At 71.3% G+C, this 24,213-nt stretch carries 26 protein-coding genes; 15 read left to right on the top strand and 11 right to left on the bottom strand.

The features are described from left to right. Positions 1 to 2 precede the first annotated feature (2 nt). Positions 3 to 752, bottom strand: a complete 750-nt coding sequence (locus MQP27_RS03855; RefSeq protein WP_372511131.1) for a peptidoglycan recognition protein family protein — start codon at positions 750 to 752, stop codon at positions 3 to 5. A 334-nt stretch (positions 753 to 1,086) separates the two neighbouring features. Between MQP27_RS03855 and MQP27_RS03850 the strand changes: the two genes are divergently transcribed. Then, the gene (locus MQP27_RS03850) at positions 1,087 to 2,271 is read left to right on the top strand and encodes a MarP family serine protease (protein WP_242760809.1); all 1,185 of its coding nucleotides are present in this window, start codon (positions 1,087 to 1,089) and stop codon (positions 2,269 to 2,271) included. 49 nt (positions 2,272 to 2,320) lie between these two features. Here the strand turns inward: MQP27_RS03850 and MQP27_RS03845 are convergent, their stop codons facing one another. Next, positions 2,321 to 2,809 (bottom strand): GNAT family N-acetyltransferase, encoded by a 489-nt coding sequence (locus MQP27_RS03845; RefSeq protein WP_242760808.1) that lies wholly within the window; start codon positions 2,807 to 2,809, stop codon positions 2,321 to 2,323. Positions 2,810 to 2,882: 73 nt separating this feature from the next. Between MQP27_RS03845 and MQP27_RS03840 the strand changes: the two genes are divergently transcribed. Both MQP27_RS03840 and MQP27_RS03835 read left to right on the top strand, forming a co-directional pair. Beyond that, positions 2,883 to 3,776, top strand: a complete 894-nt coding sequence (locus tag MQP27_RS03840; protein WP_242760807.1) for a TIGR01777 family oxidoreductase — start codon at positions 2,883 to 2,885, stop codon at positions 3,774 to 3,776. Between the two features lie 252 nt (positions 3,777 to 4,028). Continuing rightward, the gene (locus MQP27_RS03835) at positions 4,029 to 5,369 is read left to right on the top strand and encodes an NAD(P)/FAD-dependent oxidoreductase (RefSeq protein ID WP_242760806.1); all 1,341 of its coding nucleotides are present in this window, start codon (positions 4,029 to 4,031) and stop codon (positions 5,367 to 5,369) included. 86 nt (positions 5,370 to 5,455) lie between these two features. Here the strand turns inward: MQP27_RS03835 and MQP27_RS03830 are convergent, their stop codons facing one another. Then, the gene (locus MQP27_RS03830; RefSeq protein ID WP_242760805.1) at positions 5,456 to 6,895 is read right to left on the bottom strand and encodes an NsdA family TPR-like regulatory protein; all 1,440 of its coding nucleotides are present in this window, start codon (positions 6,893 to 6,895) and stop codon (positions 5,456 to 5,458) included. Positions 6,896 to 7,111: 216 nt separating this feature from the next. Here MQP27_RS03830 and lipB point away from each other — a divergent pair, with 216 nt between their 5' ends. The 4 genes from lipB (at position 7,112) to MQP27_RS03810 (ending at position 10,173) form a co-directional block, all read left to right on the top strand. Further along, positions 7,112 to 7,912, top strand: a complete 801-nt coding sequence (gene lipB / locus MQP27_RS03825; protein WP_242760804.1) for a lipoyl(octanoyl) transferase LipB — start codon at positions 7,112 to 7,114, stop codon at positions 7,910 to 7,912. A gap of 74 nt (positions 7,913 to 7,986) precedes the next feature. Next, positions 7,987 to 8,976 (top strand): lipoyl synthase, encoded by a 990-nt coding sequence (lipA, locus tag MQP27_RS03820; protein ID WP_242760803.1) that lies wholly within the window; start codon positions 7,987 to 7,989, stop codon positions 8,974 to 8,976. A 226-nt stretch (positions 8,977 to 9,202) separates the two neighbouring features. Next, positions 9,203 to 9,403 (top strand): SCO2195 family GlnR-regulated protein, encoded by a 201-nt coding sequence (locus tag MQP27_RS03815; protein ID WP_242760802.1) that lies wholly within the window; start codon positions 9,203 to 9,205, stop codon positions 9,401 to 9,403. Positions 9,404 to 9,471: 68 nt separating this feature from the next. After that, positions 9,472 to 10,173 carry a DUF4191 domain-containing protein gene (locus MQP27_RS03810; protein ID WP_242760801.1) on the top strand — a complete coding sequence of 234 codons (702 nt, stop codon included), beginning with the start codon at positions 9,472 to 9,474 and terminating at the stop codon, positions 10,171 to 10,173. Between the two features lie 97 nt (positions 10,174 to 10,270). On the opposite strand, the gene MQP27_RS03805 is transcribed toward MQP27_RS03810, so the two are convergent. Further along, the gene (locus tag MQP27_RS03805) at positions 10,271 to 10,738 is read right to left on the bottom strand and encodes an RDD family protein (protein WP_242760800.1); all 468 of its coding nucleotides are present in this window, start codon (positions 10,736 to 10,738) and stop codon (positions 10,271 to 10,273) included. A gap of 197 nt (positions 10,739 to 10,935) precedes the next feature. On the opposite strand from MQP27_RS03805, the gene glnA reads away from it, so the two are divergent. From glnA to pspAB, 4 genes are all read left to right on the top strand, one after another. After that, positions 10,936 to 12,345: a type I glutamate--ammonia ligase gene (glnA, locus tag MQP27_RS03800; protein WP_242760799.1), complete on the top strand. Its 1,410-nt coding sequence runs from the start codon at positions 10,936 to 10,938 to the stop codon at positions 12,343 to 12,345. Positions 12,346 to 12,479: 134 nt separating this feature from the next. Further along, positions 12,480 to 12,737 (top strand): SCO2583/SCO2584 N-terminal domain-containing protein, encoded by a 258-nt coding sequence (locus tag MQP27_RS03795; protein WP_242760798.1) that lies wholly within the window; start codon positions 12,480 to 12,482, stop codon positions 12,735 to 12,737. Positions 12,738 to 12,848: 111 nt separating this feature from the next. Continuing rightward, positions 12,849 to 13,775 carry a zinc metalloprotease HtpX gene (htpX, locus tag MQP27_RS03790; protein ID WP_242760797.1) on the top strand — a complete coding sequence of 309 codons (927 nt, stop codon included), beginning with the start codon at positions 12,849 to 12,851 and terminating at the stop codon, positions 13,773 to 13,775. Positions 13,776 to 13,778: 3 nt separating this feature from the next. Beyond that, positions 13,779 to 14,363, top strand: a complete 585-nt coding sequence (gene pspAB, locus MQP27_RS03785; RefSeq protein ID WP_242760796.1) for a PspA-associated protein PspAB — start codon at positions 13,779 to 13,781, stop codon at positions 14,361 to 14,363. Between the two features lie 2 nt (positions 14,364 to 14,365). Here pspAB and MQP27_RS03780 read toward each other — a convergent pair whose 3' ends face one another. After that, positions 14,366 to 14,656, bottom strand: coding sequence for a hypothetical protein (locus MQP27_RS03780; protein WP_242760795.1), 291 nt, complete (start codon positions 14,654 to 14,656; stop codon positions 14,366 to 14,368). A gap of 266 nt (positions 14,657 to 14,922) precedes the next feature. Between MQP27_RS03780 and MQP27_RS03775 the strand changes: the two genes are divergently transcribed. Then, complete coding sequence (locus MQP27_RS03775; RefSeq protein ID WP_242760794.1) at positions 14,923 to 15,456, top strand: DUF1269 domain-containing protein; 534 nt, start codon at positions 14,923 to 14,925, stop codon at positions 15,454 to 15,456. A gap of 41 nt (positions 15,457 to 15,497) precedes the next feature. Here the strand turns inward: MQP27_RS03775 and MQP27_RS03770 are convergent, their stop codons facing one another. The 5 genes from MQP27_RS03770 to MQP27_RS03750 are packed head-to-tail and all read right to left on the bottom strand — an operon-like array spanning position 15,498 to position 21,001. Beyond that, positions 15,498 to 16,229 (bottom strand): GAF and ANTAR domain-containing protein, encoded by a 732-nt coding sequence (locus MQP27_RS03770; protein ID WP_242760793.1) that lies wholly within the window; start codon positions 16,227 to 16,229, stop codon positions 15,498 to 15,500. Between the two features lie 34 nt (positions 16,230 to 16,263). Further along, positions 16,264 to 17,127: an ANTAR domain-containing protein gene (locus MQP27_RS03765; RefSeq protein ID WP_242760792.1), complete on the bottom strand. Its 864-nt coding sequence runs from the start codon at positions 17,125 to 17,127 to the stop codon at positions 16,264 to 16,266. Positions 17,128 to 17,136: 9 nt separating this feature from the next. Further along, on the bottom strand, positions 17,137 to 19,020 hold the full coding sequence (locus MQP27_RS03760; protein ID WP_278195681.1) for a CheR family methyltransferase: 1,884 nt from the start codon (positions 19,018 to 19,020) through the stop codon (positions 17,137 to 17,139). Between the two features lie 19 nt (positions 19,021 to 19,039). Next, positions 19,040 to 19,639 carry a chemotaxis protein CheB gene (locus MQP27_RS03755; protein WP_242760790.1) on the bottom strand — a complete coding sequence of 200 codons (600 nt, stop codon included), beginning with the start codon at positions 19,637 to 19,639 and terminating at the stop codon, positions 19,040 to 19,042. Positions 19,640 to 19,660: 21 nt separating this feature from the next. Next, positions 19,661 to 21,001 (bottom strand): DUF2252 domain-containing protein, encoded by a 1,341-nt coding sequence (locus MQP27_RS03750; protein ID WP_242760789.1) that lies wholly within the window; start codon positions 20,999 to 21,001, stop codon positions 19,661 to 19,663. Between the two features lie 266 nt (positions 21,002 to 21,267). Between MQP27_RS03750 and MQP27_RS03745 the strand changes: the two genes are divergently transcribed. Beyond that, a complete protein-coding gene (locus MQP27_RS03745; RefSeq protein ID WP_242760788.1) occupies positions 21,268 to 22,476 on the top strand; it encodes a winged helix DNA-binding domain-containing protein in 1,209 nt (402 codons plus the stop codon). Positions 22,477 to 22,579: 103 nt separating this feature from the next. On the opposite strand, the gene MQP27_RS03740 is transcribed toward MQP27_RS03745, so the two are convergent. Then, entirely contained in the window at positions 22,580 to 22,888 is a 309-nt protein-coding gene (locus tag MQP27_RS03740) for a hypothetical protein (protein WP_242760787.1), read from the bottom strand. 151 nt (positions 22,889 to 23,039) lie between these two features. Here MQP27_RS03740 and MQP27_RS03735 point away from each other — a divergent pair, with 151 nt between their 5' ends. Both MQP27_RS03735 and MQP27_RS03730 read left to right on the top strand, forming a co-directional pair. Next, complete coding sequence (locus MQP27_RS03735) at positions 23,040 to 23,399, top strand: arsenate reductase family protein (protein WP_242760786.1); 360 nt, start codon at positions 23,040 to 23,042, stop codon at positions 23,397 to 23,399. 58 nt (positions 23,400 to 23,457) lie between these two features. After that, positions 23,458 to 24,111 (top strand): hypothetical protein, encoded by a 654-nt coding sequence (locus MQP27_RS03730; RefSeq protein WP_242760785.1) that lies wholly within the window; start codon positions 23,458 to 23,460, stop codon positions 24,109 to 24,111. Positions 24,112 to 24,213: the final 102 nt, after the last annotated feature.

Here is a 24,213-nt window from a genome sequence, read left to right as displayed (position 1 = left end):
GGTCACGGCGTCCTGCCCTGCAGCCGGGCCGCCAGCTGCCTGATCTCCGGGAGGCGGGCCGTGAGGGCCGCGCCCGGGCAGCTGGTCATGTAGCCGTCGTTGTGGCCGGCCAGGGCGGGGAGGGCGGCCGTCGTGCCGGAGCGGTAGCGGCTGAGGTTGTTGCTGGAGGTCAGCCGGACCTTCGTACGGGGGTCGACGTCGGCCAGGCCCAGCTTCCAGGCGGCCAGCGCGGCGATCGCGTCGGTCATCGCCTTCGGGACGGGGACGCCGGCCGTGAAGGTGCCGAGGGCGGCGATGCCGGCCGTGCGGTGGTTGAAGCCCTGGGTGTGGGCGCCGGTGACGGGGCGGTCGACGCCGCCGGCCCGGCCCTCGTAGATGGTGCCGCACCTGTCGACGAGGAAGTTGTAGCCGATGTCGTCCCAGTTCCGGGCGCCGGTCTGGCCGGCGTAGAGGTAGCGGATGATGCGGGGCGCGTCGGCGCAGGCGTACCCGTTGGGCGAGTCGGTGTGGTGGACGAAGACCGCGACGACCTTGTCGTCGTAGCGCGGGGGCGGCTGGGCGTGCCGGGCGAGGTCGTCCAGCCAGACGGAGCGCGGCACGATACGCGGCTTGGTTGCGGTGTGCCGGACGGCCGCGGGCCGGGCCACGACGGCAGGTCCCGCCACCCGGGAGGCGGTGGCGTGCTCGACGCCGTCCACGCACAGCACCAGACCGACGACGGCGGCGATGCCGGGCAGACAGGCGGCCAGCACCCGCGCGGCGCGGGGCAGCGGGCGCCGCGCACTCCGGCGGCGCCCGGCCCGCCGTATCCGCACCGCGCGCGGCACCAGCCCCGCGCGCCGCGCTATTCGGGCCGCACTGCGTCTTCGCGCCCCCCGCGCTCTTCGGACACGCATGGCTCCACTCTCGGCCGTATCCCCTCCGCCCGCGATGTGTGCTGTGCCACCCGGTGGAACCATCGTCCTGGTCCGAGACGTTTTTCCGGGTGCACGCACACATGGGCCGCCCCGGTGGAAGCCATGCGCGCGTGGCTGATCACCGGGCCCTTTCCACGCGTATTAGGGGATCTGAGAGAGAGGCGGCTCCGTGGACCTGCTCGACATCCTGCTGATGCTGGTGGTTCTGGCCTACGCGGCATCCGGATACCGGCGCGGACTGGTCGCCGGCTGTGTCTCGCTGGCCGGGTTCGTGGGCGGCGCGGTCATCGGCGTGTGGGTGCTGCCCTGGATGATGGACCTGACGACGGCCGGGACCACCGCGGCGACGGTCACGGCGGTGCTGACCGTGCTGGTCCCGGCGGTGGTGGGACACGAGCTGGCCGGGCGGCTGGCGCTCAGGCTGCGCCGGGAGCTGGACCAGGGGCCGCTCAGGGTCGCCGACGGCATAGGCGGCGCGGCGGCCAACTCGATCGCCGTGCTGATCGTGGCCTGGGTCGCCGCGAGCGTCCTCGGCGCCTCCTCGTCCCCGCTGGTCACCACGGCCATCCGGGACTCGACCCTGCTGCGCTCCGTGCAGGAGGTCATGCCGGACACCACTCCGGCCTGGTTCTCCCGGGCCACCTCGGCGCTCACCCAGGCGGGCTTCCCGCAGGTCTTCAACCCGTTCGAGAACGAGTCGACGGCGGAGGTCGCCAAGCCCACCGGCGACAGCGTCACCGCGAGCGCGACGAACGCCGCCAAGCTGAGCACCGTGAAGATCGAGGGCGTCTCGGGCAACCAGGGCCGCGAGGGCAGCGGGTTCGTGTACGCGCGCGAGCACGTGATGACGAACGCGCACGTGGTGGCCGGCATCGACGACCCGACCGTGCGGATCGGCGGGGTCGGACGGTCGTACGAGGCACGGGTGGTGCTCTTCGACCCGGACAAGGACGTGGCCGTGCTGTACGTGCCCGGGCTGAGCGCGCCGGTCCTGAAGTTCGACGGCAGCGCGGCGCGCGGGGACTCCGCGGTGGTCGCGGGCTATCCGCAGGACGGGGACCTCAACCTTCAAGCGGCGACGGTGGCCAACCGGGTCCGGGCGACCGGCCAGAACATCTACAGCGACGCCACGGTCACCCGCGAGATCTACTCGATCCGCTCCACCGTCCGCCCCGGCAACTCCGGCGGCCCCCTGCTGACCACCGACGGCCGGGTCTACGGCGTCGTCTTCGCCCGCTCGACCTCCGACGACGAGACGGGTTACGTCCTGACGGCGGCCGAGGTCTCCTCCGACGCCACCCGCGCGGCGAACGCGACGGCGGCGGTGGACACGGGCGACCTGGTCACGTCGTGACGCACCGCCTCCCGGATGCCGAAGGGCCCGGCCGCGGACGCCGGCCAGGTCAGAGAGCGCACCCCATGAGGACGTCGTCCACGTACTCCCCGTCCAGCAGGAACTCGCCGGGCAGCACGCCCTCCACCACGAACCCCTCGGCCTCGTAGAGCGCCCGGGCCGGGGCGTTGTGGCCGAGGACGCGCAGCGTGAGCCGGCGGGCGCCCTGCCGGCGTGCCTCGTCCCGCACGGCCCGCAGCAGCGCCCGCCCGACCCCCGCGCCGCGCGCCTCCTCGGCGACGGCGAGCCCCTGGATCTGGCGGACGTGCGCGTTGCAGGCGAGCGGGGTCGGACAGCCCAGCCGGACGTAGCCGACGACCACGCCGTCCACCTCGGCGACCAGATGGTCCCGCGGCCCGAACCGCTCGTTGTAGAAGGGCTCGTACGGCGGCTGCGGACGCGGCTGTACGGAGTGCAGCGGTGACCAGGTGACGCGGTCGAGGCGGCCCAGCGCGTCCTCGTCGTCGAGGGTGGCGTGACGTATGTGCGGAACTGGCATGCCCGCCAGCCTAAAGGGCGCGCGTCCGCCACCAGACGGGGTTTTTACGCAGGTACGGAGCAGAATGGCCGGCATGGAACGATCCCGAATCGCGGTGGCCGGAGCGTCCGGACTGATCGGCTCCGCCCTGGTGCGGTCCCTGACGGCCGACGGGCACGAGGTGGTGCGCCTGGTGCGGCACGAGCCCCGGTCGAAGAGCGAGGTCCGCTGGGATCCGGAGGGCGGGCGGGTGGACGCGGCCGGGCTCGCCGGCTGCGACGCCGTGGTCAACCTCGCGGGCGCCGGAGTCGGCGACCGCCGCTGGACGGACGCCTACAAGGCCCGGATCCGGTCCAGCCGGGTGCTCGGCACCACGGCGCTTGCCGAGGCGGTCGCCGCCATGGACGAGAAGCCGCGGGTGTTCGTGAACGGCAGCGCGATGGGGTACTACGGCGAGACCGGCGACCGGATCGTCGACGAGGACTCGCCGGCCGGCAGCGGGTTCCTGCCGGAGCTGTGCGTCGAGTGGGAGGGCGCCGCGGCGCCCGCGCGCGCGGCGGGCGTGCGGACGGCGTTCGTGCGCACGGGACTTGTGGTGGCCCGCGGGGGCGGGGCCTGGGGGAAGCTGTTCCCGCTGTTCCAGGCCGGGCTCGGGGCGCGGCTGGGCGACGGGCGCCAGTACTGGTCGTACGTCTCGCTGCACGACGAGGTGGCCGCGATCCGGCACATCCTCGACACCGACGGGCTGGCCGGGCCGTTCAACGTGACCGCGCCGACCCCGCTGACGAACCGTGAGATCACCGCGGCGATGGGGCGCGTGCTGCACCGGCCCACGCTGTTCGCGGTCCCGGCGCCGGTGCTGCGCGCCGTTCTCGGCGAGATGGCCGGGGACGTGCTGGGCAGTGCGCGGGTGGTGCCGAAGCGGCTGCTGGAGTCAGGGTTCACGTTCGCGTTCCCGGACATCGAGTCGGCGATCCGGGCGGCGTAGCGGACGCGCCAGGGGAAGGGGCCCGGACGCCTGAAGGGCGAGGGCCGGTCGGCCCAGGGGAAAGGGCCGGACTCCGGGCGTCAAGAGCCGGACGCACCAAGGACCGTATGCGACCGTTGTGCGACCGTGCTCTGTGCATGCGCGACTGTTCTTGACCGATCACGGCCCTAACCTCGACCCGAACTCGGGTATCCCCGGAGCCTGTTGGGGGCATGACGTCTCCACCGGCCGCGCAACCTCGAGGAGGGGCACGTGCTTGAGCCCGCGTACCAGGCGGAAGTGGTCGTCGTGGGGGCCGGGGTAGCCGGCCTGTCGGCGGCTCATCGGCTGACCAGCGCAGGAGTGACGACCGCGGTCCTGGAGGCCGCCCCTTGGGTCGGGGGCCGGATGTCGACGGAGAAGGTCGACGGGTTCCGGCTCGACCGCATCGGGCAGCTCCTCTCCACGGCGTATCCCGAACTACGCCTGACACCGGGCCTCGAAGGACTCGTCCTACGCCCCTTCGCACCCGGTGTCCTGCTGCACAGCGACGGACGTCACCACCGGGCGGGCACCCAGGGCGCAGGGAGCGCAAGGGGCGCACTCCATGCCGTACGCGCCCTGGCGAGCGCCCCCGCGAAGAGTGCGCCCCGGGCGAGCGCCCCGCTCGGCAGCGCCGTCGACCAGGCCCGGCTCGGCGCGGCGCTGGCCCGGCTGGCGGGGATGCCGGTCGAACGGCTGCTGTCCCGGCCGGAGTTGCCCGCGGGCCGGGCCCTCGCCGCGCGCGGGGTGCCCGCCCGCACGGTCGACGGCTTCCTGCGTCCGCTTCTCGCCGCCCTGCTCTGCGACCCGGAGCTGACGACGTCCAGCCGCTGCGCGGACCTCGCGCTGCGCGCCTTCGCGGGCGGGCGGCTGTGTCTGCCGGAGGGCGGCGCCGAGATGCTGCCGGAGCTGCTGGCCCGGACGCTGCCGCCGGGCACCGTGCACACCGGCGTCCGCGTCACGTCGGTCTCGACGAACTCGGTGACCACGGCCGAGCACGGCGAGATCGCCTGCCGGGCGGTCCTGCTGGCGACCGACGCGAGGGCCGCGGCCGCCCTCCTGCCCGGCCTGCGCGTCCCCGACTTCCACGGGTTGACCGTGGTCCACCACACCACCGACGATCCGCCGGAGACGGGAGCGGCCCTGCTCCTGGACGCCGACCGGGGCGGCCCGGTGGCCCACACGGCGGTGGTGAGCCGGGTCGACCCGAGCCGCGCCCCCGAGGGCCGCGCCCTGATCTCCTCGACGGTCCTCGGCCCGCCCCCACCCGAACTGGACACCGCCGTACGGATCCACCTCGCCCGCCTCTACGGCACGTCGACGGCCCGCTGGGAGACCCTGGCCGTCCACCACACCCCCGAGGCGGTCCCCGCCATGCGCCCACCCCACGACCTGCGCCGCCCGGTACGCCTCCTGGCGGGCCTGTACGTCTGCGGCGACCACCGGGACACCAGCACGGTCCAGGGAGCCCTCCACTCGGCCCACAGGGCGACGACGGCAATCCTGACGGACATGCGGACGACGGGCTCGATGCACAGGTCCGACCCGATCCCGACAACGCAGGCCGCGTAGATGTCTTCAAGGGGCGCGGGGAACTGCGCGACCAGCCACCAAGCACCCGCAGCCGGCACACAACAGTCGAAGCTACGGCGGCCCCCCTACCCCAACGCCGCCACCTTGTCCCGATAACTCCGCACCGGCGCCGCGTCCTTGTACGGCTCCAACCGCCGCTCGAAGTCCCGTACGTACTCGACGGCCCGCACCGACCGCATCTCCGCAGCCGCCCCCGCCGCCTCCGCCCCCAGCGCGCAGGCCTGGTCCAGCTCCCCCAGGCCCAGCCGGGCGGAGGCCAGCACCACCCGGCAGAACAGCCGGCTGCGCGCATACGCCGGCGCACGCAACTGCAGCGACCGCTCCGCGTGCTGCGCGGCCGCCCGGAACTGCTGAAGGTCCCGGTGCGCGTGCCCGAACTCGTCGGCCAGCTGCGCCTCGTCGAAGAACCGCGCCCAGTACGGCACCTCGTCCCCGGAGCGCGCCGCCTCCAAGGCGCGCTCCGCCCGCACCAGCGAGCCCGTGCAACTGCGCACCTCCCCCAGCACCCCGTGCCCGCGCGCCTCGGCCGCGTGCAGCAGCGCCTGCAGCACGGGCGGGGCGTTGGTCCCCACCCCCTGCTGCGCCACCCGCGCGAGCTGCACCGCCTCGCGCCCGTGCCCGAGATAGACGGCCTGCCGGCTCATGGTGACGAGGACATAGGAGCCGTACGCCCGGTCACCGGCGGCCTGCGCCAGCCGCAGCGCCTGCACGAAGTACCGCTGGGCGAGCCCGTGCGCCGCGATGTCGTACGACGTCCAGCCCGCGAGCCTGGTGAGGTCGGCCGCGGCGCCGAACAGCTTTCGGCCGGTCTGCTCGCCGTACGTGCCGCGCAGCATCGGCTCGCACTCGTGCTCCAGGTAGCGCACGAGGGCCTGGCGGGCGTGGCCGCCGCCGTACATGTTGTCGAGGGTGCGGAAGAGCTCGCCGACCGAGCGCAGCGCGGCGATGTCGCCGCCGGTCACCTTCTGGCCGGGGCCGCGCTCGCCCTGGCCGCGCTGGCGCGGGACCGCGGGACGGCCCTGTGCGGGGACGCGGGCGGCGGGCTGTTCGCCGCGGGCCACCTTGTCGTCGGCGCGGCCGATCAGCCAGTCCCGGCTGGGCACCACGAGCCCGGCCGGGGTGAACGCGATCTTGCGGAGCTCGGCATGGCTGCCCGAGTCCTTGCGCCACAGCCCGCCGACGATGTCGACGGCCTCCTCCGGGGTGGCGGCGAACTCCAGCCCGGCGTAGACCGGGGCGCAGGCGTCGAGCCCGAGGTCCTGGGCGGTGAGGCGGCGGCCGAGGCGGCGGGTGAAGACCTCGGCGATGAGGGCGGGGGTCGTGCCTCTGGGCTGCTGGCCGCGCAGCCATCGGGTGACCGACGTCTTGTCGTATCTCAGATCAAGCCCGTGTTCGAGACCGAGCTGGTCCACGCGACGGGCGAGTCCCGCGTTGGAGAACCCCGCTTCTGCGATGAGCGCGGCGAGCTGTCGGTTGGGGGTGCGCTGCGCGGGTCGTTCCGTCATCTGCGGTGGTGTCTCCTGCCCGGATTGCCTGTGAGCAGCCCTTATGGCCTCAATAGGACGGCGCGAATGTAGCGGAGAGTGAGCAGGCGATCGCACACTTCGACGCTCGTTCATCCGATCGTGTGAGGATTGCCCGCGAGGCTGACGCAAGACGGGCAGTCGTACAGTGGCGTAGGCACGTTTCGTGCCTTACGACCGTCTAGGGAGGCGCTTGCCGTGAGTGAGCTGCGGTTCGTCCGTATGGGATTCGGTGCCGAGGCCGTGGACTACCAGGTGGCGTGGGACGAGCAGCGCCGGGTGCACGCGGCGCGCTTCGCCGACGAGATCCCGGACACCGTGCTGATGCTGGAGCACCCGCCGGTCTACACCGCGGGCCGGCGCACGGCGGACAACGAGCGCCCCCTCGACGGCACCCCGGTCGTCGACGTGGACCGCGGCGGCAAGATCACCTGGCACGGCCCCGGCCAGCTGGTCGGCTACCCGATCCAGAAGCTGCCGCGCCCCGTGGACGTGGTCGCGCATCTGCGCCGGCTCGAGGAGGCGATGATCCGCGTCTGCGCGGAGTTCGGCGTCGAGACCAGCCGGGTGGAGGGCCGGGCGGGCGTCTGGGTGCTGGGCGACCCGGTGGACAAGCGCCCCACCCTGGGTGGACTCTCCCTCGACTTCGACCCCCGGCTGACCGACGAGGAGTTCGACCCTCGCCTCAACGGCCCGGAGTACGCGCCCTCCAACGCGGGCCAGCGCCGCGAGGACCGCAAGATCTGCGCCATGGGCATCCGCGTCGCCAAGGGCGTCACCATGCACGGCTTCGCCCTGAACGTGAACCCGGACACCTCCAGCTTCGACAAGATCATCCCCTGCGGCATCCGCGACGCGGGCGTGACCTCGCTCGCGCACGAGCTGGGCCGGGACCTGACCATCGCCGACGTCCTGCCGGTCGCCGAGCGGCACTTGACGGACGTACTGGGGAACGCGGACCTGCGGCCGAGGGTGATCGAGAAGACACCGGCGGCCTGAGACAGGCCGTCGGCTTTCAATTCCACGGGCGTACCCTTGAGCACGCCGAAGAATCAATCGCTAGGGAGCCGGTCGTGTCCGCAGTCGCACCCGACGGACGCAAGATGCTGCGCCTGGAGGTCCGCAACAGCCAGACCCCCATCGAGCGCAAGCCCGAGTGGATCAAGACCCGGGCGAAAATGGGCCCCGAGTACACCAAGATGCAGAACCTCGTGAAGAGCGAGGGCCTGCACACGGTCTGCCAGGAAGCCGGCTGCCCCAACATCTACGAGTGCTGGGAGGACCGCGAGGCGACCTTCCTCATCGGCGGCGACCAGTGCACCCGGCGCTGCGACTTCTGCCAGATCGACACCGGCAAGCCCGAGGCCCTCGACCGTGACGAGCCGCGCCGCGTCGGCGAGTCCGTGGTCACCATGGACCTGAACTACGCCACCATCACCGGCGTCGCCCGCGACGACCTGGCGGACGGCGGCGCCTGGCTGTACGCGGAGACGGTCCGCCAGATCCACGCGCAGACGGCGGAGCGCGAGGCCGGCCGGACCAAGGTCGAGCTGCTCGCCCCCGACTTCAACGCCGTGCCCGAGCAGCTCGAAGAGGTCTTCTCCTCCCGCCCCGAGGTCTTCGCGCACAACGTCGAGACGGTCCCCCGGATCTTCAAGCGCATCCGCCCCGGCTTCCGCTACGACCGCTCACTCAAGGTCATCACGGCCGCCCGCGACTACGGCCTGGTCACCAAGTCGAACCTCATCCTCGGCATGGGCGAGACCCGCGAGGAGGTCAGCGACGCGCTGCGCCAGCTGCACGAGGCCGGCTGCGAGCTGGTCACCATCACGCAGTACCTGCGCCCGTCCGTGCGCCACCACCCCGTCGAACGCTGGGTGAAGCCGCAGGAGTTCGTGGAGCTGGAGGAGGAGGCCGAGCAGATCGGCTTCTCCGGAGTGATGTCCGGCCCGCTCGTCCGGTCCTCGTACCGGGCCGGCCGGCTGTACCAGATGGCCGTCGAGAAGCGGGGCGCGTACGTCGGCAGGCGGTGTGACGGCACGGAGTGCCAGGCAAGCGTGTGAATCTGCGCACAAGTAGCTACTAGCCGGTAACGGCCGGTTCGACGCGGTCCTGAACGTCCTCGCAGCTGAGGGCGGCCATCAGGGCCGCGTCGGCGTTTGAGGCCCTCGTATCAAGGTTTCATTGGTGTTTGACCGGTCGGTCACGCCCTGGTAACACCAAACAGTGACCCTGGAATCACACCACGTGCACTCCCGTCCAGAGCCGTCCCGAGGGGGGACCCCCACTATGCAGGCCGCGCCGGTTCGCGCCACCGCCATCCCGTCGTTCACCGATGCACTCCGTGCCGTCGAGTCGCTGCTCATGAGCAGCGGCCAGCGCACCGCCCGCCGCAACGCCTGGACCTCCGTCCTCGAGGACCGCCGTCGCGCCAAGGACCGGGTCGAGGCACAGCGTGTCCTGGACCAGGTCACCACGATCCGCCCCTGACCCCTCCCTCCCCCGCCCCCGCGGGCACTGCCGTCGTCGGCACTCCCGGGGCCACGTAGACTTCGGGCATGGCGAGGAAGGACAACGCGGCGGACGCCGCTAACCCCGGGCGACTGAAGCAGATCGCCCTGACGTACAAGATGACCCGCAAGGCCGACAAGAAGATCGGTCTTGTACTCGCGGCTGTCGGCATCATCACCTTCGGTGTCTTCCTCGCGATCGGTTTCTTGATCGGTCACCCCATCTATCTCGGCATCCTGGGCCTGTTCCTCGCCTTCCTCGCGACGGCGATCGTGTTCGGGCGCCGGGCCGAGCGGGCGGCCTTCGGACAGATGGAGGGCCAGCCGGGCGCCGCCGCGGCCGTGCTCGACAACATCGGCCGGGGCTGGACCACGACTCCGGCGGTGGCGATGAACCGCAGCCAGGACGTGGTGCACCGGGCCGTCGGCAAGGCCGGCATCGTGCTGGTGGCCGAGGGCAACCCGAACCGGGTGAAGACCCTGGTGGCCGCCGAGAAGAAGAAGATGAACCGCATCGTCGCGGACGTGCCGGTGCACGACATCATCGTCGGCACGGGCGAGGGCCAGGTCGAGCTGAAGAAGGTCCGCACGACCATGCTGAAGCTGCCGCGGGTCCTGACCGGTCCACAGGTGACGGCCACGAACGACCGGCTGCGCGCGATGGGCGACCTGATGAGCAACATGCCGCTGCCGAAGGGGCCGATGCCGAAGGGCATGAAGCTGCCGAAGGGCGGCGGAAAGGCCCGCTGACTCCTCGTACGAAAGAACTTCTCGTACGAAACAAGGGGCGCCCGGATCACCGGGCGCCCCTTCGTCTTGGGTACGGGTTCGTCCTGGGTACGGGGGTTCAGATCCGGAGTTCGACCGTGCGGGCCAGCTGGTCGTGCAGGCCCCGGCCGTCGCGGTCCCAGATCAGGGCCGGGATGGCGACGCAGAGCAGGGCCGTGCGCAGCAGGGCGCGCAGGGGACTCGGCCGGCCGGTGGCCAGGGCGACCACGCGGAGGCCGAAGAGGCGCTTGCCCGGGGTGAAGCCGACCGTGCCGACGGTCAGGACGCCGAGCAGGAAGAAGACGAGCAGGGCCCAGTTGCCGGTCGCCTGGTCGTAGCCGTGCGTGATCAGGCCGTATGCGATCAAGAGGCACAGGCCCCAGTCCACGACCAGGGCGCCGATCCGGCGACCCGGTCGGGCGACGGAACCCGGTCCCTCCTCCGGCAGACCCAGCCGCTCGCCGCGGTATCCGAAGTCGACACCGGCGTCCTCCGCGGCCGCGCGGGGGCCCGAGAGCCACGACCCAACTGCTTCCCTCTTGTCCACCCGTCCACCGTACTGCCCCCGTTTCGCGATACGGACAGGTGGGGTCAACCGGGCTCGGGCCGGTTAACTTGTGCGAAACAAATGGGTCACGCCCGAGAAATCACGCGTCCCTAGGGTCGAGGTCAGCGTGTGCCACCGCACTGGCCGCACGAACGAACTACCACCCCGGCAGGACGGTCGGGAGTAGGAGGAGCTGGATGTTCCAGAACGCCGACGAGGCCAAGAAGTTCATCGCGGACGAGGACGTCAAGTTCGTCGACGTCCGCTTCTGCGACCTGCCGGGCGTCATGCAGCACTTCACGGTGCCCGTCGAGGCGTTCGACCCGGACGAGGAGCTCGCGTTCGACGGCTCGTCGATCCGTGGCTTCCAGGCCATCCACGAGTCCGACATGGCGCTGCGCGCGGACCTGTCGACCGCCCGGGTCGACCCCTTCCGCCGTGACAAGACGCTGAACATCAACTTCTTCATCCACGACCCGATCACGGGCGAGCAGTACTCCCGCGACCCGCGCAACGTGGCGAAGAAGGCCGAGGCCTACCTCGCGTCGACCGGTATCGCGGACACCGCGTACTTCGGTCCCGAGGCCGAGTTCTACGTCTTCGACAGCGTCCGTTTCGCCACGTCCGCGAACGAGAGCTTCTACCACATCGACTCCGAGGCCGGCGCCTGGAACACCGGTGCGCTAGAGGACAACCGGGGTTACAAGGTCCGCTACAAGGGCGGCTACTTCCCGGTCCCGCCGGTCGACCACTTCGCCGACCTGCGCGCCGAGATCTCCCTGGAGCTGGAGGCGGCCGGCCTGAAGGTCGAGCGCCAGCACCACGAGGTGGGCACCGCCGGCCAGGCGGAGATCAACTACAAGTTCAACACGCTGCTCGCGGCCGCGGACGACCTCCAGCTGTTCAAGTACATCGTGAAGAACGTGGCCTGGCGCAACGGCAAGACCGCGACCTTCATGCCGAAGCCGATCTTCGGCGACAACGGCTCGGGCATGCACGTCCACCAGTCGCTGTGGGCCAACGGCGACCCGCTGTTCTACGACGAGGCCGGCTACGCGGGCCTGTCGGACACCGCCCGCTACTACATCGGCGGCATCCTCAAGCACGCCCCGTCGCTGCTCGCCTTCACCAACCCGACGGTGAACTCGTACCACCGTCTGGTCCCGGGCTTCGAGGCGCCGATCAACCTGGTGTACTCGCAGCGCAACCGCTCCGCCGCGATGCGTATCCCGATCACGGGCTCCAACCCGAAGGCCAAGCGCGTCGAGTTCCGCGCGCCCGACTCCTCCGGCAACCCGTACCTCGCCTTCTCGGCGCTGCTCCTCGCGGGCCTGGACGGCATCAAGAACAAGATCGAGCCGGCCGAGCCGATCGACAAGGACCTCTACGAGCTGGCTCCCGAGGAGCACGCCAACGTGGCCCAGGTCCCGACCTCCCTCCCGGCCGTCCTCGACTCCCTGGAGCGCGACCACGAGTTCCTGCTCGCCGGTGACGTCTTCACGTCCGACCTGATCGAGACGTGGATCGACTTCAAGCGCGCCAACGAGATCGCCCCGCTGCAGCTGCGTCCGCACCCGCACGAGTTCGAGCTGTACTTCGACGTGTGATCGACGCGTGATCGACGCGTCGCAGACGGTCTGACGACGGCGCCCCCGCTCCGGTTTCCCGGGACGGGGGCGCCGTCGTATGGTTTTCTGCACAGCTGTTCGACCAGGTGACAGGGCGACGGGGAGACACGGGGATGTCCCAGCAGGACGATGACGAGCGGGAGTTCGACATCAGGTGGGCCGATCAGGCCGAGCACAAGGAGCCCTCGGCGCGGGCGCGGATGCTGGCCGCCCGGTGGAAGGAGAATCCGCCCGAGCCGCAGCCCTTCCGGGCCGATCCCGAGCCGGTGGCGCCGCGGCGGTCCTCATGGGTGTCGACGGCGATCGTGCTGGGCAGCGTCGCGGCGATCATCCTGCTCCTCGGGTACAGCGGTTTCGGGGCTCGCTACTAGGGACCTCATGAGGACCTTTTGCAGCTACTAGGGCCGATCGGAACCACTTCATGGGAGTGGCCGGGTGCACACTGGACAGCGGGACGAGTGCCTGACTGCGGGGTGATGCAGATGCAGAGCCGCTTCCGGAGCGACCGGCGGCTGACCGTGCGGATGACGGTCACGATGTTCCTGCTGGGGTTGCTGTACGTGGCGTTCGTCGCCGCGCTGATCGTGTTGCTGAAGTCCTGGTTGCTGGTCGTCGTGCTGATGGCGGCGATGTTCGTCGCACAGTTCTGGTTCTCCGACCGGATCGCGATGTTCGCCATGCGCGGGCGGGTCGTGGGGCGCGAGGAGTATCCCGAGCTGCACGCGGTGGTGGACCGGCTGTGCGCGATCGCCGACATGCCCAAGCCGGTGGTCGCCGTGTCCGAGATGGACATGCCGAACGCGTTCGCCACCGGGCGCAGTCCCGACCACGCGGTGGTCTGCGTGACCACCGGGCTGCTGCGGCGCCTTGAGCCGGCCGAGCTGGAGGGCGTGCTCGCGCACGAGCTGTCGCACGTGGCGCACAAGGACGTCGCGGTGATCACGATCGCCTCGTTCCTCGGTGTGATCGCGGGCCTGATCGTGCGGTTCGCCTTCTACTCGCAGCTCTTCGGCGGTGGCCGGCGCGACCAGAACACCGCGGCGGTCTTCGCGGCCGTGATGGGGGTGTCGGCGGCCGTGTACGCGATCAGCTTCCTGCTGATCAGGGCCCTGTCCCGGTACCGGGAGCTGGCCGCCGACCGGGCTGCCGCGCTGCTCACCGGCCGGCCCTCGGTGCTCGCCTCCGCGCTGACCAAGGTCTCCGGCGACATCGCCCGGATCCCGACCAAGGACCTGCGCACCGCCCAGGCCTTCAACGCCTTCTACTTCACGCCGGCCACCGGCAAGGAGCCCGGCTTCGAGCGGTTCTTCTCGACCCACCCGACCCTTGACCAGCGCCTCGATCAACTCGGCCGGATCTCCGCCGAGTTGGGGGAGGCGGCGACCCCGGAAAACCCCGGAAAGGCGTGATGCATGGGGCTCTTGGACATCCTGCTCGGCCGTACCAAGCCGGCGCTGCCCGATCTGGACCAGCTCTTCGGACTGCCGTCGGCGGCCGTGACCCTGGAGGCCGCGGCCGGTTTCACACCGACCGGCACGGGTGCGGTGTGCTTCGCCACGGTCGAGGGCGCCGCCTTCGAGCAGACGCACCGGGAGGTCCAGGCTCTGCTGGACGCGGACGCCGACCGGGAGGGCCCGCCGGTCGAGCTCAGCCAGGACACGTACGGCTACTCCTGGCTGGTCTCCCGCCGCTCCCCCGAGCAGCTGTCCGACCTGGTCAACGACCTGCACGCGGTGAACAGTTCGATGGAGGTCAATGGCTTCGGGCCGCAACTGCTGTGCTCACTGGCCGGGTTCGAGGGCGAGGGCGGACGGCGGCTCGCGCTGGTGTACCTCTACAAGCGCGGCACGTTCTATCCGTTCGCGCCGCTGCTCGGTGCCGGGCAGCGGCGCGACAACGCGCTGGAACTGCAGGTCAAGGCGGCTCTCGCGGGCGACCTGAAGATGGAGCAGGACCTGAGCCGGTGGTTCCCCGTGTGGGGTGCCCCCGGCCTGTAGGCCTACTTGCCCTTCTCGCGCTCCTGGCGGCGGGACTCCAGGGGGCGCTCGCGACGGTAGCGGCGCTCCCACTTGGCCTGCATGTCCCGGCGCTTGCGGTAGGCCTGGTACGTCGCGGGCATGGACCCCGACGACGACGAGGATCCCCCGGACGACGAGGACCGCGAGGCGGAGCCGTCCCGCCCGTACTGCATGTACAGGAAGAAGACGCCGGCCGCGGCGAGCCACCAGACGTGGTTTCCGAATCCTAAGAGGGCCAGGACGACGGTCCCGGATATCAAGATGGTGCCCATGACGGGCCTCCGTGGGCGTGGGTGTGTACGAGTGTCGATGGAGTGCATGCCGACGGGGCGCTGGGGGATGAGCGTCCCTCCGTCGGTGCGTAGAGAGTAGCCCCGAGTCCGGCAGACGATGCCTGCCCTGCCGAAACCGGTGGTGGGCGGCTCCGCAACGTGTGTCCAGAGTACGGACGCGATCACTCGGCGTGCATCTCCTTTTTCTGCGGCCTAGAGTCGAGCGGGACACACGAAACGGATCAATAGGGCATAAGGGGCTCATCGTGAGCAATCTCTTCGTCGTCGCCTACAACGACCTCGCGACCGCCAACCAGGTGCGCGAGAAGCTGTTCGAGCTGTCCAAGCAGCATCTGGTCGAGCTGGAGGACGCGGTGGTCGTCGAGCGGCGCGACGACGGGAAGATCAAGCTGCACCAGGCGGTCAACCACTCCGCCGTGGGCGCGGCCGGGGGCGCGCTGTGGGGCGGTGTGATCGGGCTGCTGTTCCTGGCCCCGCTGCTCGGGGCGGCGGTGGGTGCGGCGGCCGGGGCGGCCGGGGGCGCGTTCACGGACACCGGCATCAACGACGACTTCATGAAGGACCTCAGCCAGAATCTGCGCCCGGGTGCCGCGGCCCTCTTCGTGCTGGCCAAGAATGCGGCCGCGGACAAGGTGATCCCGCAACTCACCCCGTTCGGCGGTCAGTTGGTGCAGACCTCGCTGAGCAACGCCGAGGAGGAGCACCTGCGCGAGGCGTTCAGGGCGGCGCAGGGCGAGAGCGAGGGCAAGGGCAAGGAGACGAGCAGCGCCGCCTCCTGAGCAGCACCGCCCCCGGAACAGCGCCGGCTCCTGAGCAGCGTCTACTCCACCCGTAGTTCCAGCCGCCGCTCCACCACTTCCCGGGCCACCTCCGTCAGCCGGCGGCGCTGGGAGCGGGCGTGGGAGCGCAGGATGTGGAAGGCCTCGTCGACCGTGATGGAGTGCCGGGCCGCGAGCGAGCCCTTGGCCTGTTCGATGACGACACGGCTGGTCAGGGCCTGGCCCAGCTGGTCGGCGAGGGCGCGGCTCTCCCGCAGCAGCCGGTCCTGGGCCAGGTTCCAGCCGGCCGCCTCGGTGAGCGACTGGCCCAGCTCCAGGAGCTCGGCGGAGAGCGGCGCGGCGCCGCGGCCCAGCAGGACCAGCGCGCCCACGGTGTCCTCGCCGGCCCGCAGGGGCAGCGCGGCGGCCCGGCCGTAGCCGAGCGCCAGCGCCCGCGGGGCGTAACGCGGCCAGTCCCGCCGGGCCAGGTCACCGTCGAGGGGTGTGTCGGACACCGCCCGACCGGTGCGACGAGCATCCCGTCCGGGCCCCTCGTCCCAGGCGACGGCGTCCCGGGCCAACCCCATCAGCTCGTCGCCGACCCCGGTCACCCGGGCCGGGGTGCGCTCGTCGGGGGCGTACAGCACGACGACGGCGCAGCCGTCGAGCAGTTCGGTTCCCTGGGCCGCGAGGGCCTCCAGCAGCCCGGTCGGATCGCCCGCGTCCGTGACCACGCTCGCGGCGAGGTCGACGAACGCCCTCGCCAGTCGCTGCTGTGACACGGGCATGGTCATGAGCTTCCCTTCGCCTCGGGGACGTCCGCCCCTCTCAGTCGAGACACAGCAGCCCCCGCACGATCCGGTCCGCCACCGACTGCGCGGAGACTCCCTCGGCGAACGCATGCGCCTTGATCATTTCCAGGGCGTCGGACACCGAGCAGTCGAGCTGCACGGAGACCATACCGGCGGCCTGATGCACGAGTGCCCGCATGTCGAAGTCGTCACAGAGGCCGGGGGCGCCGTCCGTGCTCAGGATCATGGAACGGGTGATGGCCTCGGCGACCTCGGAGAAGGTGGCCGAATCGACGAAGTCCGGAGCGGGGTCGAAGACCGCGAGGGCCCCGACGCACGCCCCCGAGAGGGTGAGGGGTATGGCGGCCACCTCGGCGATGCCGAGTTCGCCCACCGCCGGACCGTAGCCGGGCCAGCGGTCGCGCAGGGTCAGGCCGGACGCCGCGACCAGGCGCACTTCCCGCGTCGCGTCCCGGGCCGGACCCTCACCGAGCAGGAACTCCAGTTCCTGGGCGGCACGGGACGGTTCGTCGGAGGCGGCCAGGGCGAGCTGGTCGAGCGTGCTCCCGACCAGGGTGAGAGCGGCGCTGCTGGTGCCGCAGGCCTCCGCGACCCCGGCCATGAACAGGGGCCGCGGCCTGTCCCGGTCCCGCGACCAGGTCGTGAGCCGGGCCGCGTAGGACTCCTGGAGCCGGGCCGCGGTCTGGTGACAGGCCGCCGTGGACCGGTGGATCTCGGCGATCCGCAGGTGAGCCTCCCGCAGCGCCTCGGTGTCGGCCTCACCGGCGAGCTTCTCGTGATGCTCGGCACGCGCGGTCTCGTATGCCGACCGGGCACGCGCGACCGCGGCCTTCCGCCCCGCGGATGCCGTGGAATCCTGGGCCCCACTTCCGGTGGCCATACTGGAAGCCTACGCCCCCGCCTCCCACTCGGAGCCGTTTGTCCGGCCTTCTTCCATGAGCAGCACGACTCCGCCGTTGTGGCCGTCGAACGGGCTGCACTGCACCAGGCAGGTGATCGACCGGCCGAGGCGGTTGACGGCCGAGACGGGCAGCGGGTCGGCCCGCTTGCCGCTCTCGACGCAGCGCTGGATGGTCTCGCGCAGCTGTTCCGCGCGCAGCCCGAAGTCGAGGCCGTAGAAGGGCTGGTCGAGGACCTCGTCGGGGCGCAGCCCCCACAGGTCGACGGCGCCCCGGTTCCAGCTCTTGACCTTCATGTTCTGGTCGAGGACGACGACTCCGGCGGCGATGGAGGTCAGCACGGCCTCCAGGAAGGTGCGGGCCTCGTCGAGTTCCTCGGTGCGGACCCGCATCTCCTCGTTCATGGTCTCCAGTTCCTCGTTGCCGGACTGGAGTTCCTCGTTGGTGGTCTCCAGTTCCTCGTTGGTGGACTGGAGTTCCTCGTTCGTGGTCTCCAACTCCTCGATGCTCGACTGGAGTTCCTCGTTGGTGGTCTCCAGTTCCTCGTTGGTGGACTGGAGTTCCTCGTACGCCGTCTCCAGGTCCTCGCGGACCCGCTTGACCTCCGACTTGAGCTGGGTGGCGACCGTGACGTCGGTGAAGGTGATGTTGGTGGCGACGGACAGGCTGTCGGGGCCGGACAGCGGCTGGACGAGGATGTCGAAGAACTGGACGTCCTCGCCGACCCGGCGCTCGGCGCCGTTGACCCGCAGGGTGCGGCGCTCGTGGGTGGCCTGCTCGATCAGGGAGCGCAGTTCGACGGGGCGGTAGGAGATCTCCAGGTCCTGGAAGGGGCGCCCGACATCGTTGGCGGTGAGACCGAACTGCACGCGCGCGTGGCTGTTGATGAGTACGACCATGCCCTCCGCGTCCACGGCCAGCGCGGGGCTGGGGGTCGCGTCCAGGATGAGGTCGCGCAGCTGCCGGTGCCGGGCCATGGTCTGCAGGCCGGAGGTGTTCCCGGCCCTGATCTTCACCGGGGCGGGCTGGTACGGCGCGACGGCCTCGCCCGGGCGCCTGCGGAACACCCGCTGCCGCATGCTCATGACGTCGAACCGCTCGGCGTCGTTGAGCAGCATCTCGGCCTTGCCCAGGAAGAGGAAGCCACCCTCGCGCAGCGCGAAGTGGAAGCGGTCGATGATCTGGGTCTGCGCCTCGACGTTGAAGTACATCAGTGTGTTGCGGCAGGTCAGCAGGTCGAGGCGGGAGATCGGGGCGTCCCGGGTGATGTCGTGCCGGCCGAAGATGACCCGGCGGCGCAGGTCGGGACGGAAGCCGAAGCGGGCGCCGTTCTGCTCGAAGTACTTGTCCCGCAGGTCGGGGGCGAGCGCGCTGAGGACCTTGGCCGGATACAGGCCCGAGCGGGCGTCGCGCAGCGCCTCGTCGTCGACGTCGGTGCCGTAGATCTTGACGCGTTCCAGGGTCTCGTCCAGGCCGAGCGCCTCGGCGAACATGATCGCCAGCGAGTAGGCCTCCTCGCCGCTGGAGCAGCCCGCGCTCCACACCCGGATCTCCTCGTCCGCCCCGCTCTGCGCGAGCAGCTCGGGCAGCAGCTCGCGCTGCATGAAGGTCCAGGAGTCGGGGTCGCGGAAGAAGGACGTGACGTTGATCAGGATGGTGTTGAACAGCGCGTCGAACTCTTCCGCGTTCGTCTCCAGCCGATCACGGTAGTCCGTGTACGACGTGACCTGCGCGTCCGTCATCCGCTTGCGGATACGGCGGCCCAGCGAGGACCGCTTGTACCCGGTGAAGTCGAAGCCGCGGGCGTCCCGGAGGAAGCCGAGGAGTTCCTCCAGTTCCTCGTCGGTCTCCACGTCCGGCTGTCCGTCGCCCATCACTGTCGTCACTTCCCTGCTACTGCCTCTTGGTCTCGACCAGCCCGCGGATCACGGCGGGGATCTCCTCCAGAGGTAGCACGAAGTCCACTCTCCCCGTACCCACCGCCGCATCGGGCATTCCGCGGAATTCCGCCGTCGCCGGATCCTGCACGATCACGGTGCCGCCGCGCGACTTGACCGCGTCCACGCCCATCGCCCCGTCGCGCCCGGTCCCGGTGAGCACGCAGGCGATGGCGCGCGCCCTGTAGGCCCCCGCGACCGACTCGAACAGCAGGTCGGCGGAGGGCCGCACGAAGTGGACCAGCTCGCTGTCGGTGAGGGTGAGGATGCCGTCGGGGCCGACGAGCAGGTGCCGGTCGGGGGGCGCGATGTAGACCGTGCCGGGCAGGGTCTGCTCGCGGTCCTCGGCGAGTTTCACGTCGAGCGGCGTACGACGGTCCAGGACCTCGGCGATGACGGTGCGGTGGCGCGGGTCGAGGTGCTGGACGACCAGGACCGGCACCGGAAGACCCTCGTCCAGGGCGCTGAGCAGGGTGGCGAGGCCGTGGATGCCGCCGGCCGAGGAGGCCACGGCGACGACTTCGAAGCCGTCCGATTCGGGCGCGTAGGACTGCACGCGATCAGCGTAGGCCCGGCGTCACACTTCGGGTGCGGCTCTGACCACACCCGCGGCCACCGCGGCGCACAGGGCCGCGTGGTCGGCGACGGTCCGGCCGGCGTAGGCGAGGGCGAAGTCGGCGACCGCCTGGTCGAAGGTGTCGGCGCCGCCCAGGTAGGCGGCGATGGCGACCCGGTCCCCGGAGCGGGCGTGCGCGCGGGCCAGGGCGGTGCCGCACAGCCGGGCGTAACCGAGAAGGTCGGCCGGGCTCATGCCGGCGACGTCGGCGGAGCCCTTCATGTCGCGCAGCTGCCGCCAGTAGTAGGCCCGCCCCTGCGGTCCGGTCATCCACCCCAGGAAGATGTCGCTGGCGGCCTGCAACAGCCGCTGCCCCGCCACCACGCGATGCCCGGGATGCACGTACGGCCCGCTCGGCAGGTGCTCCTCCAGTACGGACTTCCGCGCCTCCTTGATCTGCAGGAACAGCGGGTCGTCCGCGTCCCTCCCGGCCAGCAGTACGACGAAGCAGCGCATGCCGACGCTGCCCACGCCGACGACCTTGCGGGCGGCGTCGACGAAGCGGTAGCGGTCCAGGAGGAGGCGGCGCTCCTCGGAGAGGGTGGAGCGGTAGTCGCTGAAGATCTTGCGCAGGGAGGCCATGTCGGAGGCGCCGGCGGGTTCCAGCAGGGGCGGGTCGTGGACGATACGCCGGCGCCCGTCGACGACCTCGGTGAGCTTGCCGACGGCCTGGAGGCTGGTGCGGCGCCGGGCTCGGGTCAGGCTGGCGGCGACCTGTCGGCGACGGCGCGCGGAACGAGCCAGCGGAAGCAGGCTCTCGGCGTCGATGCGCTCGTACCAGACGGCGAGTTCGCCGTGCCGGGCCAGCCGGCGCATGTTGTGCCGGTAGGCGGCGACGGCCTCGACGACCGAGCGCCGCACCTTCGCGTCCTCGTGCCCGTTCTCCTGTCCGGCGACGGCGACCGACGCGGCGAGCCGTTTGACGTCCCACTCGAAGGGGCCGGGGAAGGTCTCGTCGAAGTCGTTCAGATCGAACAACAGCGTCCGCTCCGGGGAGGCGTACAGCCCGAAGTTCAGCAGATGGGCGTCGCCGCACAGCTGGACGGTGAGGCCGGTGTGCGGCTGGGAGGCGAGGTCGGCGGCCATGACGGCGGCCGACCCGCGCAGGAACGCGAAGGGCGACGCGGCCATCCGCCCGTACCGGATCGGCAGCAGCTCGGGCAGCCGGTCCCGCCCCTGCCGCTCCAGCACGCCGACGGGATCGGGCCGGTCGACGGGCACGATCCAGCTGCCGTGCCCGGACCGGGGGACGCGCTTTCGGGCGGCCCTGCCTCGCTCGGCCCGGTCGCCCGGCGCGGTCATCCCGCCCACCACCACACCAGCCGCCTGCCCATCACGTCTCCCACCTCGGTCGCGCCGCCCGGGTCCCGTCGCCCTTGATTCGCAGTGAAGGCGGGGACGGGGGCGGGCGCATGCCGGGGGCGGCGATCAGGTGACAGGAAGTGACGATTCGGTGAACGCGGGGTGACCGTGCCGGGGTAGTCGTGGGGTCGTCCGCCGGGCGGGGCCGTTGTCAGTGGTGTCCGCGAGGATGGAGGGCGACAGTGGCGCGACGGGTGGAGGTCGGGATGGCCGACGGGGTTCGGTACGTCGACGTGGGCGAGCGGCGGGGACGGCTGGCGCTGCGGCAGCGGTTGGCTCCGGAGGCGCGGGCGGAGCGGCCGGAGGAGGTCGCGGCATCGCTCGTCGCGCTGCACGGCACCGATCCGGCGACGGTGTACCTGGCCGTCGGCGCCCGGCTGACGGACCCGGCCGGGACGGTCCCGGAGACCGGTCGCGCCCTGTACGAGGACCGCTCCCTGGTCCGGATGCACGGCATGCGGCACACCGTGTTCGTCTTCCCGACCGACCTCACCGCCGTCGTCCACGCCTCCACCGGCCGCGCCGTCGCCGCCCGCGAGCGGGCCAAGCTGGTCGGCGACATGGCCAGGGCCGGCGCCCCGGACGCGGCCTGGCTGAAGGAGGTCGAGGAGTCGACGCTGGCCGCGCTGGCGCTGCGCGGGCAGGCGACGGCGGCCGAACTCGCCGAGGACGAGCCGCGGTTGCGCGAGCAGTTCGCGTACGCGGCCGACAAGAGCTACGAGGGCGTGCACACGGTCTCGACCCGGCTGCTGAGGGTGCTGGGCGTGGAGGGCAAGGTCGTCCGGGGCCGCCCGCTGGGCTCATGGACGTCCAGCCAGTTCCGCTGGGCGGTCGCGCCCCCGCATCCCGAACTCGACGTGCCCGAGGCACAGGCGGCACTCCTCGGCCGCTGGCTCGCCGCCTGCGGGCCGGCCACGGAGGCCGACCTGAAGTGGTGGACGGGCTGGAAGGTGACGGACGTACGCCGGGCGCTCGCGGCGATCGAAGCGCAGGAGGTGTCACTGGACGAGGGCACGGGTTACGTCGTCCACGGCGACGCCGACCCGGTGGCCGGCCCCGCGGAGCCATGGGCGGCACTGCTCCCGGCCCTGGACCCGACGGCGATGGCCTGGCAGGCCCGGGACTGGTACCTGCCTCCGGAGCTACGCCCCCGACTCTTCGACTACAGCGGCAACGTGGGCCCCACGGTGTGGTGGAACGGCCGCGTGGTCGGCGCCTGGGCCCAGCGCCCCGACGGCGAGATCGCGTGGCACCTGCTGGACGAGGAGGGCATCGGCACAGCGGAGAGGACCGCGATCGAGGCGGAGGCGGCGCGGCTGCAGGGCTGGGTGGGAACAAGCCGGGTGACACCAAGATTCCGAACCCCGCTGGAGAAGGAACTGACAGCAGCAAAATCCAGCCCGTCCGGCGTTTGAGGACGAGGCCCGTTCAGGGCCGAAGCGGGGGTCTGGGGGCGGCAGCCCCCAGGAACGACAACGCCGGGCACCCCGCAAGCAGGGGGCACCCGGCACCATCGGCCTACCGCGTATAACGCATGAGCGCCCGCACCATGTGGCACGTCGTGTCCGACGGCGGGTGGACTCCGATGAGTTGCGCCGTGCTCCGTATCGTCTCGTTGCGGGCCTGGTTGGGCAGATAGACGCCCGAGTCGAGCAGGGCGATGGCGAGCCGCATCGCCTTGAGGCGGCGGTTGTGCGAGATGTACCACTCGCGGGGGCGCCCCGGCGGCAGCGGGCGCTTCTCCACGGGGTCGTACGGCAGATCGAGCAGCACGGGGTGCTGCGCGGTGGACTGGGTCGGCTTCGGCTTCAGTGCGGCAGCGGGCACAGGCATCCTCCTGTCGCGGTAAGGGCATCCACCAGGGCCTTCGGCAACCCCGGCGCCACCCTCGAACACTGCTTCTATTCTACCGCCCACCACTGACAAAAGGCCCTGGCCACAAGGGCTTTGAGCTGTCCCCAGGGGTACCGTGGGCCCCATGGAGATCTGGATCAACCCGGCCTGTTCCAAGTGCCGCAGCGCGATCAGCCTGCTCGACGCCGAGGGCGCCGACTACACCGTCCGCCGCTACCTGGAGGACGTACCGAGCGAGGCCGAGATCAAGGACGTACTCGACCGTCTGGGCCTCGAACCGTGGGACATCACCCGCACTCAGGAGGCCGAAGCCAAGGAACTCGGCCTCAAGGACTGGCCGCGGGACGAGACGGCGCGCGAGCGGTGGATCACCGCGCTCTCCGAGCATCCCAGGCTGATCCAGCGCCCGATCATCACCGCGGAGGACGGCACGGCGGTGGTCGGCCGTACGGAAGAGGCCGTACGGGACGCCCTGTCCCGGTAGTTGACGGTTTGTCGGGCGACGGGAGCCGGGAGCGCCGGCGCTGTTACCCTCCGCGGCCATGAGCTTCGATGATCAAGGAACCCGGCACGGCCGCCGGTGGGGCGCGGCGGTCGTGGTGCTCGCGGGAGCCGTCGCCGCGGGGGGCGTCGCGCTGTACGTCGGAAAGGGCGGCGACGGAACGGCGGTCCCGGTGCCGACGGCCACACCCAGGGCTGCCGCCGCCGCTCCCTCCGCCGCCCTCCCCTCCGACGTGCCTTCCGCCCTCCCCTCGCTGCTCGCGCGACCGGTGATCCGGCCCGAGCAGGCGTTCCCGGAGCAGCATGTGCGGCTGGAGGACGGTTCGCGGTTCGAGCGGGTGGACCTGGCGACCACCACGCAGTGCGCCCGCGGTATGTCGCAGGAGCTGGCGGCGGTGGTCCAACAGGGCGCGGGCTGCGTCCGGTTGACCGCCGCGCTGTTCACGGACGTCGACCGGCGCTCGCAGATCACGATCACCGTGGTGAGCTTCAAGCGCGCCGAGGACATGGGCCTGGTGTTCGGGATGGCCTCGACGGACCCGGTGACGTATCAGACGGTCTCTCTCGATCCGCCCCCGAGCGCCGGGCTGCCGACCGTGCCGCCGGGCTCGGCGGGCGTGTTCCGGCGGCTGGCGACCGTGCGGTCCGTGGTGTTCGCCAACGGGCAGTGGGGCGACGGGCGTGCTGTGCTGTGAGGCGGCTTCAGTTTCACTGTGACGCACGTTACTTCAGTGACTCCTGTAACCACTGAGTAACTTCGTTCGGTATCTCGTACGTAGCGGCGTACGCTCCCCTAC

This window comes from Streptomyces cylindrosporus (assembly GCF_022698165.1).
GTDB lineage: Bacteria > Actinomycetota > Actinomycetes > Streptomycetales > Streptomycetaceae > Streptomyces > Streptomyces cylindrosporus.
The sequence above is the reverse complement of the archived record's forward strand: the minus strand, read 5'-3'. Positions and strand labels throughout refer to the sequence as shown.